This is a genomic window from Sphingobacterium sp. BS-2, from assembly GCF_046161205.1.
Lineage (GTDB): Bacteria > Bacteroidota > Bacteroidia > Sphingobacteriales > Sphingobacteriaceae > Sphingobacterium > Sphingobacterium mizutaii.
The window spans coordinates 385790-398803 of record NZ_JBIXGO010000021.1; the positions used below are offsets into that span (position 1 = coordinate 385790).

General features: G+C 29.7%; 12 protein-coding genes. All 12 read right to left on the reverse strand.

Going from position 1 to position 13014, the window contains the following annotated elements; genetic code table 11:
* Positions 1-4: 4 nt before the first annotated feature.
* From ACK2WI_RS17810 to ACK2WI_RS17865, 12 genes are read right to left on the reverse strand one after another with little or no spacing between them, the layout of a single operon-like run.
* Positions 5-595, reverse strand: a complete 591-nt coding sequence (locus ACK2WI_RS17810) for an acetyltransferase (RefSeq protein WP_409151819.1) — start codon at positions 593-595, stop codon at positions 5-7.
* The gene (locus tag ACK2WI_RS17815) at positions 588-1184 is read right to left on the reverse strand and encodes a sugar transferase (protein ID WP_409151820.1); all 597 of its coding nucleotides are present in this window, start codon (positions 1182-1184) and stop codon (positions 588-590) included. The genes ACK2WI_RS17810 and ACK2WI_RS17815 overlap by 8 nt, the downstream gene beginning before the upstream one ends.
* 7 nt (positions 1185-1191) lie before the next feature.
* Entirely contained in the window at positions 1192-2379 is a 1188-nt protein-coding gene (locus ACK2WI_RS17820) for a glycosyltransferase family 4 protein (RefSeq protein ID WP_409151821.1), read from the reverse strand.
* A gap of 11 nt (positions 2380-2390) precedes the next feature.
* On the reverse strand, positions 2391-3659 hold the full coding sequence (locus tag ACK2WI_RS17825; protein ID WP_409151822.1) for an O-antigen ligase family protein: 1269 nt from the start codon (positions 3657-3659) through the stop codon (positions 2391-2393).
* A 17-nt stretch (positions 3660-3676) separates the two neighbouring features.
* A complete protein-coding gene (locus ACK2WI_RS17830) occupies positions 3677-4849 on the reverse strand; it encodes a hypothetical protein (RefSeq protein ID WP_409151823.1) in 1173 nt (390 codons plus the stop codon).
* A gap of 5 nt (positions 4850-4854) precedes the next feature.
* A complete protein-coding gene (locus ACK2WI_RS17835; protein ID WP_409151824.1) occupies positions 4855-5682 on the reverse strand; it encodes a glycosyltransferase family 2 protein in 828 nt (275 codons plus the stop codon).
* Entirely contained in the window at positions 5663-6775 is a 1113-nt protein-coding gene (locus tag ACK2WI_RS17840) for a polysaccharide pyruvyl transferase family protein (RefSeq protein ID WP_409151825.1), read from the reverse strand. The genes ACK2WI_RS17835 and ACK2WI_RS17840 overlap by 20 nt, the downstream gene beginning before the upstream one ends.
* Positions 6762-8093, reverse strand: coding sequence for a Coenzyme F420 hydrogenase/dehydrogenase, beta subunit C-terminal domain (locus ACK2WI_RS17845; protein WP_409151826.1), 1332 nt, complete (start codon positions 8091-8093; stop codon positions 6762-6764). Before ACK2WI_RS17845 ends, ACK2WI_RS17840 begins: the two co-directional genes overlap by 14 nt.
* On the reverse strand, positions 8093-9628 hold the full coding sequence (locus tag ACK2WI_RS17850; RefSeq protein ID WP_409151827.1) for a lipopolysaccharide biosynthesis protein: 1536 nt from the start codon (positions 9626-9628) through the stop codon (positions 8093-8095). Before ACK2WI_RS17850 ends, ACK2WI_RS17845 begins: the two co-directional genes overlap by 1 nt.
* A gap of 12 nt (positions 9629-9640) precedes the next feature.
* Positions 9641-11023 carry a nucleotide sugar dehydrogenase gene (locus tag ACK2WI_RS17855; protein ID WP_409151828.1) on the reverse strand — a complete coding sequence of 461 codons (1383 nt, stop codon included), beginning with the start codon at positions 11021-11023 and terminating at the stop codon, positions 9641-9643.
* A gap of 58 nt (positions 11024-11081) precedes the next feature.
* The gene (locus tag ACK2WI_RS17860; RefSeq protein ID WP_409151829.1) at positions 11082-12497 is read right to left on the reverse strand and encodes a nucleotide sugar dehydrogenase; all 1416 of its coding nucleotides are present in this window, start codon (positions 12495-12497) and stop codon (positions 11082-11084) included.
* A 9-nt stretch (positions 12498-12506) separates the two neighbouring features.
* Complete coding sequence (locus ACK2WI_RS17865) at positions 12507-12980, reverse strand: adenylyltransferase/cytidyltransferase family protein (protein ID WP_409151830.1); 474 nt, start codon at positions 12978-12980, stop codon at positions 12507-12509.
* Positions 12981-13014 lie beyond the last annotated feature (34 nt).

The window sequence follows — 13014 nt, forward strand, 5'->3', positions numbered from 1 at the left end:
AATTTCATTTAATTATTTTACCTGGATTGCCGACAATCGTGGAATTGTCAGATATATCGTTTATTATTACAGCACCTGCTCCTATTACACAATTTTTGCCAATTTTTATTCCTTGTATTACACATGCGCCAATGCCTATATGTGTGCATTCACCAACTTCTACATTTCCTGCCAATGCAGCATTGGGGGAGATATGAACAAAATCTGCAATTTTACAATCATGGTCCACTGAACAATTTGTATTTAATATACAATGACTACCAATTTTTGAATCTGCATTAATAGAAACCCCGGTCATAACAACTGTGCCTTCGCCTATTACAGCATATTTAGAAACAACACTTCTTGGGTGAATTAAAGCTGGCGTTGAAAAAGAATTGCCACTGGCAATTTTCTTTCTTACAAAATTATTACCGATAGCAATAATTGACTGTTTTGGAAATTTAGTGAAATTATGAACTATTTTATAATTTAATATATGATTTTTATTAATATCTTCATCATAGACATTTTCTATTGAATACTCAAGTACTTCAATTATATCAATAATGACTTTAGCATGGCCGCTAGCACCAATAACAGAAATACTATTCATTTTCATTTCCCTTAAAAGCCTCAATTGTAGCCTGTCCTTCAGCAGAAATACCTTCTCTAACAAATACCTTTTTAATTGTTAAAAAGAAAATCTTAATATCTATACAAAAAGATACATTATTCACATACCACACGTCATATTCAAATTTTTGCTCCCATGAAATGGCATTTCTACCATTCACTTGAGCCCATCCAGTTATACCTGGTCGAACCATGTGACGTTTTGATTGATGCTCGCTGTATAATGGCAAATATTGAACCAATAATGGTCTTGGACCAATTAATGACATATCTCCCTTCAAAACATTTAATAACTGCGGAATTTCATCTAAAGAAGTTTTGCGGACAAAGGAACCGATTTTGGTTAGTCTTTTTGAGTCTGGTAATAAATTGCCTTCAGAATCTTTATAGTCATTCATAGTTTTGAATTTTATAATTTTAAAAATTCTACCATATATACCAGGTCGAGATTGAAAGAAAAAAGGAGAACCATTATTTGCAAAAAATAAACAAACAAAGACAAGGGCAAAAACTGGAAATAACAAAGCTAAACTCACTAAAGAGATAAGGATATCGATGAATCTTTTCAAAAATTTTTTATACATTTCCTTCTATAGTTTTCACAAGTTTCTTACTGAGAAGACTTTTATCAAAAACTTTTTCAGAGATTATTCTTGAATATCTTCCCATTTCTTTTAATACCTCTGAATTATCTTTCAAAAACAATATCTTACTTACAAGGTCTGTAGGATCATTTGGATTGACATAATACCCACACCTATTCTCTTCTACGAGATCTTTTGTCCAGCCAGCGGAATTTACAATAATAGGCTTCCCAGCGGATAATGAATCAAAAAGTTTATTAGGAGAATTCGTATAAAGAATCGGAATATCCAAAAAACTTACAATTGATACATGACAAAAGTTCACAATTTCAGATGTAACTTTCATAGGAAATTTTCCCAAAAATTTAACATTCGACAGTTCGTTTAGCTCACACTCTTCTTTTAAACTCTTTTCTGTTGCTCCTCCACCAATAAACAAAAAATCAATTTCTGGATTATTTCTTAACAACTTTGCAGACTCAATTATTGACTCAACTCCGTTAGCTAAACCTAGTGACCCAAAATGAACAACTTTAAAAGATTTTTCATCTAAACCTAGTTCACTCATTAAGGCAAAATTCAAATTTCTTGGCCAAAACTCATCAATTTTAGACATATTCGGAATCATAGTGACTTTTTTCCTTGGAACATATTTAGCTACTCCATCAGCCATTCCTGGGGATAAGGCAATAACATGATTTGCATTTTTATAAATAATTTTCTCTAAAGTTTTTGCACAAAAAATTAAAATGGGGTTTTTAATTGCTCCCATTTGTATGGGTACTTCGGGCCAAAGGTCTCGAACTTCAAAAATGTAGGGAATTTTTTTTAAAAACTTTAAAAATAATGCAGGAATTCCAACCGTTAAAGGTGTAGAGGTTGCAAAAACTACATCAACATTCTTAATCTTAAAACTAATTTTAATTGATTTAACAGAAAAACTAATAAAAGCCCAAAGTCTACGAATAATACTCATACTTTGATCATAGTTTTCTTTGATATAGTAAACTTTTATTCCTTCTATATCAGAAATTGTTAGATTGGCATCAAATTTTGTTGAAGAGGTGATCATAATTACTTCATGACCACTTTCAATTAACTCCTTTGCAAGCCAATAAGACCTTGTACCACCTGGCTCATTTGGTGTAATAAAATATTGATGTATATATAGAATCTTCATATAAGAATTATTTATTTATCAATTATTTTGTAATTCAAATTTGTTATTCTATTAACAACATTTATCTCATTAAAATTTATACCAAGTAACATAAAAAGTAGTAGAGACAAATGCCATGCCATAAAAGTAGAGGCACTTCCGGAAGATAATAAAAATAGAACCATCACTGAAAACAAAATTTTTGAAGAGATATATCTGATGTTTCTGTAAAGAAATACCATTATAAAGGAAAAATAAAGGAAATAATAAATACATCCAACAACACCCAGTTTTAAAAGAATTGTTAAAAATTCATTATCTATTACATTTTGCTCCGTATCCTTTCCCGGACCAATTCCAAATGTTTTCTGAATAAAATTTAGAGATTTATATTTATCTAAGGCAGAGTCCCACATGAGTTGTCTGTCACCTATACTTTTAATTTCATTTACATTCATGTCATTTTCAAACATAGAAACAATTTGAGCCAAATAAGGGTATTCATTCTGATATAAATACAAAAGTTTAAAAGAAATAAATCCAACTATTCCTAAAAACACCAAAAACCAAAATATTGATTTAATGCTAATCATATTACCTAGCAAAAGATAATTTAGGTTCAAAATTATTAATAAAGATATCATTCCGGTTTTTGAACTCGTAAACAATACCACGAAAAACAAAATTAATCCAAATATTACTTTAGATCTTAAGCCAGAATTAAAGAAAATAAATGAATAGGCAGCAATACTAAATATAGACAGAATATTTGGATTTCCGAATGTCCCCGTTCTTCGCATTATCCATACTTTTTCAGTATTCCAAATAACTCCGATTAGATTGTTAAAAGTATCGTTAGATTGAAGAAAACAAACTAATAATTGTATAACTAAAAAAATTTTAAAAAAAGAAATAAGAAACTTGTTGTCTGATTTCGAATAACCGTAATAGAAAAATAAAAAAACACTAAAGCTGCCAATCAGTCTAATAAATTCATTAAAATCTTTCAGTGTTCCAAAATTGATCCCTGAAACCAGTAGTGAAATTGTCAAAAGGATAATATTAATTAAAAAAAAACTAAATACTGCTCGAACAAAAAACGAAGACGATTTATTGCAAAAGGATAAGGCAAACAAAACAATACCAATTGCAATCAAATACCAAAATTGAAATCCACCAACAACATTTGATGAAGGAATATAAAAAATCAATAAAACAATAATTGGCATTATGTTTATCTTTTTTATATCTAGAAAATAATTATCCATTTTTTGAATTACTTGTGAATTATTATCTGGCAAAAGTTTTCAATTAATTCCTAATCCGATATATTCGTTTCAAATATTAATACTTCCCAAGGTTTGACATCAGCTATAATTGAATTTCCTTGAATATTAAGATTAGCATTCCTTTGATTCAAATTTTGAATTAACTTTAAATTACTTGGTTTTATTCCTGCAATTTTATAAATATCAATTGATTTTTTCGTATTGGTAGAGTTTACAAGTATATAAACTTTCGCAGATCCGTTACTCCATTCACTTAAAATAAAGCCAGAATTTTTATTAGACAAATCCTTAAATTGCATTTTTTCACCTTTCACCTTATTAGTAAAAGTTACAACTTCTTTTAATATAGGCGAAGCTACTTCATTTATCCAATTTGAATTAATCATCTTATTTCTAGCAAATGAATAAAACGCAAGGCCATTTACACCTTGAGCAATTGTACTAAAACACAAAAATCTAAATTCTTCAAATGTAGGGTACCTTAATTTATTAACACTAAATCCTTTTAAAGTTTTTTGACTTTTTGAATTAACCCCTGACTTCCAGTTAAAAAATTGTAGAACTGGAATTACATGTTTTCCCTTTGAACTATTTATCGCCGCAAATGTAAAATCAGTTTGATGATTCAATTTAGAATTTGGAAAAGTTTCTCCAGTAACTGGATATATATCATGCAAAATTATATCCTGAACATTATTGAATTTATACCAATTCTTGGTCCATGCATGACAAACAACAATAGGAATATTTGGGCTTTCTTTTTTTATCATCTGATAATAAGGCAATAACTGACTAGAGGTAATCCCTTTATTATCAGGTTCATCTGATAAATACCAATAACCCAAGGCAGGATGGTACTTGAATGCTTCCACAATATCCTGCATCTTCTTAACATTATTCCCTTTTATCAATTCATTTCCGTCCAAATCCAACATAACTTTTAATCCGTATTTGTTGGCCAAATCTAAATAATTCTTAATTTTTTCAAATCCTGATTGGGAGGGAGAATTTCTAGACAAACCATATAAATGAACATAATTAATTCCTAAAGACTTTACCTCCTGAAAACTTTTATCGTTTCCCGGAACTGCATACATTATCATAGGAAAAGCTGATGATGCTATTTGATCTGCATTAACCTTAAGAGGATTTATTAGAGATATTATTATGGTTAAATAAGTAGTAAATTTTGAAATCAACATATTTGCTATTTTTTTAAGGTCAATAAAAAGAATTTACTTGCAGCCAATAATCTAGATAAGTAAAACATTAAATTATATTTTAATGGAGAAGAAAGATATATCCTTGTAAAACTGATTGAACTAATAGAATAAACTTTGACTTTTTCCATTAATGAACTCCTTTTTCTAGAAGCTGATGAATCTCTTACACGCCTATAATAAGCAATTGAAGTCCCACATAATATTAATGATTTATAGTTCTTACTGATTTCGAACATAAACAATGCATCTTCACTAATTTTAATACTATTATCAAATCGTATATTATTAATTACATTCAACGGAATTGCTTTTCCACAAGATGAGGATAATAACTTTCTACACTTATTAATGGACAATTTATTATCATTGATTAACTGGTTGTATGTATTTGTTAAATAATCATTGCCAATATCTCCATTCTTGTAAAACTTCAAGAAATTCGTAAAAACTACAGCATTTGGATTTTTTTTAACCTGCTTAATTACTTCTTTTAAATAACCTTCGCTAATAAAATCATCGTCATCAACAAATAATACATGTGTACCAGAACTGAATTCTAACCCCATATTTCTAGCACGGGAAACTCCTTTTACTGGATTGTATAATATTCTAATATGGGAATAACTTTTGGAAAAGTTAACTAAATTAGAATAGTAGGGCTCTTTAGTTCCGTTTAAAACAACAATAATTTCAATTGAAGTTTGTAAAATATTTTGTTCCAGAATACTATTTAAACAATCATAAATATAAGCTCCAGGGTTATAACTAGGAATTATTACTGATAATATTTTATTATTCTTCGATAAGTCCATTTAATAAAAATTCTTTTGATGTTTTAATTAAAGCACTTTTTATTGAATTAACTTTTTGATAATCTATTGGATTATTTACTAGATCTTGAATAATATTTTGATCATAGTCAAAAATTAGGCGATCTTTCAAATTAAAGTCTTCCAATAAAGATTCAAATCTCGCAAATCCCCTTGACTTATTACCAATACAAACGAATTGTTTATTAAACAGAATCGAAAACACCATCCCATGAAATGAATCAGTTACAATAAATTGAGCATTTTTATAATGATAAAGCCATTCCGATAAGGAGGGATTTAGCTTATTTTTATATTCAGTCAATTTAATTTCACTAACTTCAAGATTTAAAAGTTTTGAAATTAATGAAATAGTATTACTTACATAATGACTATTATCTAACACGTAGCTAAAAAGGTTAACCTTTTTATGAATAATTTCTTCATTTATTATTGATTCGTAAAATTCAATACTCGGTAGAAATGTAGGATCCAAAACATGTTTGGCGTCATTAAATTGAAATACCTCTTTACAAATATTAACACCAGATTTCTCTCTAACAGAAACTCTATTAAAGTTTTTCAAAAGCGATTTAATATCTTCAATAGTAGAAGATGGTCCTTCCCATTCTTCTACACCAAAAGAGGCCGCATAAGATATTTTTTTGATAGAATGTGGAACATAAGCTAAAAAGTAATATTTATAATTACTTCCAATATAATTAAATCTCCACACTTGGTCACTCCCCACAACAATTGTTTCTAGTTTTGAAACTTCATTAAGAAAAGTGGTCTTATCATAAATAATCTTGGTTTTGTTTTTAAAGAATTTATCAATAAATCTTATCAATAATTTAGATTGTTTCTCTCTTCTTGTTAGATTTTTGTAATCGAAAATAAAATAAAAAGGGTTATTTGAAAGAAAATTTCGCATAATTCTCTTAATCAAAGTTTCATCATACTTTTTTAGAATTAAGCAAGGTTTGTATCCATTTGTTTCTAAAAAATTATATAACGCTGCTGCTTGAATTACACCTCCATAATTCTCCTTTACAGGCATAGTTAGAATTCCAACAGATTTATTATTTTTTTTCATGTTTAATTTTTCTAATTTTTTGATTGATTTTTGTAATAATTCTTAAATAAACCAAATAGTATTTCATCTCTTTATTGAATAAAAATACATTACCTGTCCTTTTCCAAACGTCAATACTTTCCATCCTAATTTTCATTCTAGCATTTTGAATCATTTTGATTAAAAATGGACTTTTACGGAATAATCTTTTTCTCTTATAAGGAATAAATCCTATCATTTTTGATACCTTATCAACCCTATATTGCAAAGCATGATGCCTATGATTAAAGCTTCCAGATTGGGACTGCTTAAAAGAGGTTAAAGATAATTCTTCAATCGTTAATTTTTTTGAATTAACACCCAGTTTTATCAGTGTATCAGCAATTAAACTTCTAGTAACAATAACACTGGTTCCAAGACCATCCTCAACATATGGTTTCATCCAAGCGTCACCCACAGATATATCAGCCAACTCTGTTGTTACATCATCACAAAAATCACAAGCAAACGATTTAAACAAACCTGTTCCCCACATATCCCCTAAGGATTTCATTCTTACTGTGTGAAGTTCCTTATTATGATCAAATGCACCATAGGAATAATCGGAAGAAGTACTTTTCTCATTTTTTATTCTATAATCTTGATTGCTGTATACTCCATTAATCCCGGCATTTTGGGACAAATAATCTGTAAAGAATCTACTTTTTAATCCCCCACAGATTATTCCGACCAAAAACTTAATTTTCTCTTTTAATTTAGGATTATAGAATTGTTTTAATCTAACAGCTTTCACAAAACAACCTACTCCAGAAATCGCGATTGTTCCCTCAATTGAATCAAGTTGTTCAAAAAACATTTCCATAGTTACTGGAATATATCTTGTTTTAGAAATCGTCGCTATTGCGTTTGCATCTTCAAATAGCTGATAACAATAACCACCATCCTTTTCAGACACAATAAATAATCGATCAACAATTTTATTTCTTAATAATTCTTGAAATATAAAAGTTGCAATACCTCCTGAAGATGATGTTAAACGAAAATCATTTGAATATCCAACATACAAGTTTTCAAAACGACCAATTTGCGGATCGATATTTTTTGTTCTCGAAAGGAAATATTCGGCTAATATATCTTCATCTAACACATCAAAAGCAGGTTGATTATTAAATGGACAAACCTTAACCATATCTTTAAAGTTTTCCCGAGGGGTATTAAGAATGTTAGGCACTAAAAAACCATTCTGATTCTCATGCATAAATGATTTATGCGATTTATCTTCGGAAATACAAACCCCACATCCTGTACAAAATCCATTTGAAATAATTTTATCTAACATCACTTTCTCTTTATAAATCTTACAACCTTATTTTGGGTAACTACACCTATTAAAAATTTCCTTTCAACAAATGTTGTTCCAATAAAAAAAATAACAAGAAGCATTAATATCTCCTCAATTAATATATTAACAACTAAAATCTTGATAGATCCAGATAATTGAATATTTGCCATAAAAAAGTATCCTATTCCGAATAAAATGATAATTACATAAAAAATCCTAACTAATACTTGCTTAACATAATTCAATAAACTAAAATCAATTACGTTTTTTAGAAGAAATAACCTTGCAAAGAGGCTTAAACCACTAATCAATAACATTGAATGAAAAACTAGATTAGGACTGTTGAAATTTTTTATTAATAAATAAGAAAAAGGTAAATTCAAAAAGACCAAAAAACCAACCACAAGTTGATACAACTTTATTCTTCCTGTTGCTTGAAATAATGTCATAATGGAACCCGATAAAGAATCAATTAATGATACAATTAAGGCATACTTTACAAAAGGTATTGTGTATTGAGGAACATCCACCAACCACATTTTTAATATAAAATCAGTATGAAGAGCTAAAGGGACAATTATCAATAAAGTTAAAAAAAAAGAATATCTCGATCCTAATAAAACCAAATTAATAGAAGCACTATACTTTTCATTTGCATAATTTTTAATAATTTGAGGATTAATCGCTTTCTGAAAATTTGTCACAAAAGATCCTATGGCGTTTTGAACTTGATTTGTAAGTGCAAAGGCAGCATTCAATGTTACTCCAAAAAATAGATTTAAGACCAAATTAATTCCTTGATTTTTAGCAACAGAGGCAATATTTCCAAATAAATTCCATCCTGAAAAAGCAGACAATTCTTTCAAATATTTCATATCACTTACAACCTCTATTTTTGTTTCCTCAAATTTAGATTGACAATACCAAACATAAACTATTTGTACTAACACACTTACCAATAGGACCAAAACTGCATATAGAATTAATTTGTCACCTCCTAATTGCAGAAAATATAGTATAATTAATTTTAAAATAGAATCTAAAAAACTTATATAAGTATAAACTTGCATCTCTTCATGTGCCAAAACCAATGCATTATAGGGAAGCTGAATAATATTTATGAAAAAGGTAACTACAGAAAGTTGGTATACTATATTGACAGAATGAAGCTTTTCAATTGGAAAAACAAGTTTATTATTAATATACCATAAACCTAAGCTCTCTAAAATAATGATGATAACTACCCCCATTATAAAGTAAATTAACAATGAAGAATTAAAAGTTTTTTTCAGTTGAACAAGATCATTTTTACCGATATCATAAGACATAAATCTTTGAGTGGCTACGGACATTGAGGAGTTAAAAAAGGCAAGCATTGTCACTATTCCACCAACGATATTGTAGATCCCATAATCTACTATACCAAGTTGAGTCAGCATAACCCTAGCAGTGTATAATGTCAGGACAGTTAGAAATATCATCCTGATATAGAGGAAAATACTGTTTTTAACAATTTTTTTGTTATTACTCATTTATATTACCAATTAACTACCAATTGAATAATAATTAAATCCAAACTTATCTAATTTTAAATTCTCCAATATTTTCCTGCCGTCAAAAATGAATGAAGGCTTTTTCATATTTTCCTTGATTCTTAGCCAATCATAATCTCTGAATTCATCCCATTCTGTAAGTAGTGCAATCGAATGAGCATTGTTCATTGCTGCATATGGATCATTTTCAACCTTAACCAATCTTCTGTTGTCCTCTGGAGAACGTGTACCTAAATAATCTAAATCTTTATAAATCTGTTCTGCAGAAACTTTTGGATCATACACAACTATATTTGCTTCCTCTTCTAATAAATGGTCCGCGACATATATTGCTGCTGATTCACGTGTATCATTAGTATCTTTCTTAAAAGCCCATCCCAAAAAAGCAATTTTTTTGCCATTGACTGTATTGTACATGGTTTGAATAATTTTCTCAGCGAATCGCGACTTTTGGTGATCGTTCATTATTATCACTTGCTCCCAATAATCAGCTACTTTAAAAAGGTTATATGAACGAGCTATATATACCAAGTTTAAGATATCCTTCTGAAAACAAGATCCACCAAAACCTACTGAAGATTTCAAAAACTTAGACCCTATTCTAGAATCTTTCCCAATTGCATTTGAAACCTCATCCACATTTGCCCCAGTAACTTCGCAAAGTTCAGAAATAGCATTGATTGATGAAACTCGTTGTGCTAAAAAAGCATTTGCAACCAGTTTTGACAATTCCGAAGACCAAAGATTTGTAGTAATAATTTTATCTGTTGGAACCCATGCCGCATAAATATCAGCTAAGGTCTGAATAGCTTCTTCATTCTCTCCTCCAATTAACACTCGATCTGGGTTATGAAGATCCATTATGGCAGTACCTTCTGCTAAAAACTCAGGATTAGATAGAATATGGAAATTTACACCGTTTCCTGTATTATCTAAGATTGACTTTAAAGCTGCTGCAGTTCTCACTGGTAAAGTTGATTTCTCAACAACAATTTTATCATTTTTTGCAACTGCAGCAATTTGTCTTGCACATAATTCAATGTATTTTAAATCAGCAGCTTGTCCTTTTCCCTTTCCGTATGTTTTAGTGGGGGTATTTACAGAAATAAAGATCATATCAGCTTCATCAATCGCCTTTTCAATATCAGTAGAAAAAAATAAATTTCTTCCCCTTGCTTCTGAGATTACATCACCCAAACCAGGCTCATAAACAGGAAGATTATCTAAATTTTCATCATTCCAAGCATCGATTCTTGCTTTATTCAAATCAACTACAGTTACCTGAACATTTTGATTTTTTTGTGCAACAACAGCCATGGTTGGTCCTCCAACGTACCCTGCACCAATACAAGTAATTTTTTTTATTGTCCTCATTTTTTTTTACTGAACTATTTATTCGATAATATTTTAATAATAAAAAAGCTAAAATTAACTACAATCTACCATCCACAATTTCGCGGGGTAAAATTGCCTTAACATCAAACAAGACATGAATCTCTTTTAGTACAAATTCAAGCTGAATTTCTTTAAATTCTTTATGTGCTACGGCAAGAATAACAACATCATATTCCTCCCCTTTGAATGAAATCAAATAATTTTTATTATCAATGTAAAAATTTTCATTAATTTTAGAAATTCCATATTTCTTCTTTACATCTCTTTTTTCTGCCACTGGATCATATATTTCAACTTCTAGCCCATACTCAATTAATTCATGGTAGATATCTATGACTTTGGTATTTCGGACATCAGAGCAATTCTCTTTAAAAGTAAAACCTAAGATTAATGCTTTCGCTTTTTTTAGGGGGATGTTTTTAGACGTCATTAACTTTATAACTTTGGAAGCAATAAAACTAGCCATTTGATCATTTACCCGCCTTCCTGAAAGAATTACATCAGGATGATAACCTAATTGGGAAGATTTATGCGCCAAATAAAAAGGATCAACTGATATACAATGCCCTCCAACAAGACCTGGCTTAAATTTTAAAAAGTTAAACTTTGTTTCAGCTGCATCTAATACATCATTTGTATCAATACCCATTCGATCAAAAATCAATGCCAACTCGTTGACAAAAGAAATATTTATATCTCTCTGCGCATTTTCGATTGCTTTTGCTGCTTCGGCGACTTTTATACTTGCAGCCATAAAGGTTCCAGCTTTAATTATTGTTTTATATAACTGGTCTACCTTTTCAGCCGTTATTGCTGTAGAACCGGATGTCACTTTCTTTATTGAAGTTAATGTATTCACTTTATCACCGGGAACAATCCTTTCAGGTGAATAACCAACAAAAAAATCTAAATTGAAGGTTAAACCTGAAAGTTTTTCCAAAATCGGAACACACTCCTCTTCAGTACATCCTGGATATACAGTAGATTCATAAATAACTAAATCACCTACTTTTAATTTGCCAGCAATTTCTTTTGTAGCATTCAACAAAGGCCTAAGGAAAGGAGAATTGTACTTATTAATAGGTGTGGGAACTGTAACAATAAATATATTAGCTGCCGAAATATCATGAATATTGGAAGTAAAATATAGTTCACTATTAAATTTAGTATAACTTTCAGAAGTTTGATTACATAATGCAACTTCTAATTCAAATCTTTCATTTGTATAATGTGATAATGACGGAATAGAATTCTTAAATAATGGGTTATAGGTTACCTGGTTATTCTTTATTGCTTCCGAAGAAACCTCCATTTTTGAATCTAATCCGCTTTTTAACTCAGCAATCCTTTCTAAATCAATATCATACCCGACTACAGGAAAATACTTAGCAAATTCAATTGCTAATGGTAATCCTACATAACCTAACCCTATTATAGCTATTTTATTTTCCAAAGATTTTTTTTATTTATTATTCTTCTGATTCTCCTTCTCTGCAACTATCTTTCTCAAGCCAGAACTTGAAAATCGATGATCCCTACTGTTAAAATACAATTCTATACCTTTATCCTCACAATATTTCCTTCCAGTAAAATCCCTATCCTTATATTCATCACCAACAATCCTTACATCCAATTTAAAGGATTTTAAAATATCCTCTAGATCTTGCTCTGTTGAATAGGGTACAATTTCATCTACATAAACACATCCTCTCAATTGTATATATCGCTCTACCACTGTCTGCGTTGGTGCATTCTTTTCAGGACGGTCCAAAGTTGGATCCATCTGCAATCCACAGATCAAATAATCACATTGACGTTTAGCTTCTGCTAACATCATAATATGACCAGCATGCAACAAGTCAAAAGTTGAAAATGTTATACCTACACGAGGGCCTGGATTATAGTCCATTTGCTTTTCAATGATTGTCTCTTCCATTCAAGTTAGATTATGATTTTTTTTTATTCTGTAA

Coding starts and splice junctions, on each gene's coding strand:
- ACK2WI_RS17830 (WP_409151823.1), bottom strand. CDS start 4,849: ATGTTGATTTCAAAATTTACTACTTATTTAACCATAATAATATCTCTA.
- ACK2WI_RS17845 (WP_409151826.1), bottom strand. CDS start 8,093: ATGTTAGATAAAATTATTTCAAATGGATTTTGTACAGGATGTGGGGTT.
- ACK2WI_RS17835 (WP_409151824.1), bottom strand. CDS start 5,682: ATGGACTTATCGAAGAATAATAAAATATTATCAGTAATAATTCCTAGT.
- ACK2WI_RS17865 (WP_409151830.1), bottom strand. CDS start 12,980: ATGGAAGAGACAATCATTGAAAAGCAAATGGACTATAATCCAGGCCCT.
- ACK2WI_RS17820 (WP_409151821.1), bottom strand. CDS start 2,379: ATGAAGATTCTATATATACATCAATATTTTATTACACCAAATGAGCCA.
- ACK2WI_RS17810 (WP_409151819.1), bottom strand. CDS start 595: ATGAATAGTATTTCTGTTATTGGTGCTAGCGGCCATGCTAAAGTCATT.
- ACK2WI_RS17855 (WP_409151828.1), bottom strand. CDS start 11,023: ATGAGGACAATAAAAAAAATTACTTGTATTGGTGCAGGGTACGTTGGA.
- ACK2WI_RS17840 (WP_409151825.1), bottom strand. CDS start 6,775: ATGAAAAAAAATAATAAATCTGTTGGAATTCTAACTATGCCTGTAAAG.
- ACK2WI_RS17850 (WP_409151827.1), bottom strand. CDS start 9,628: ATGAGTAATAACAAAAAAATTGTTAAAAACAGTATTTTCCTCTATATC.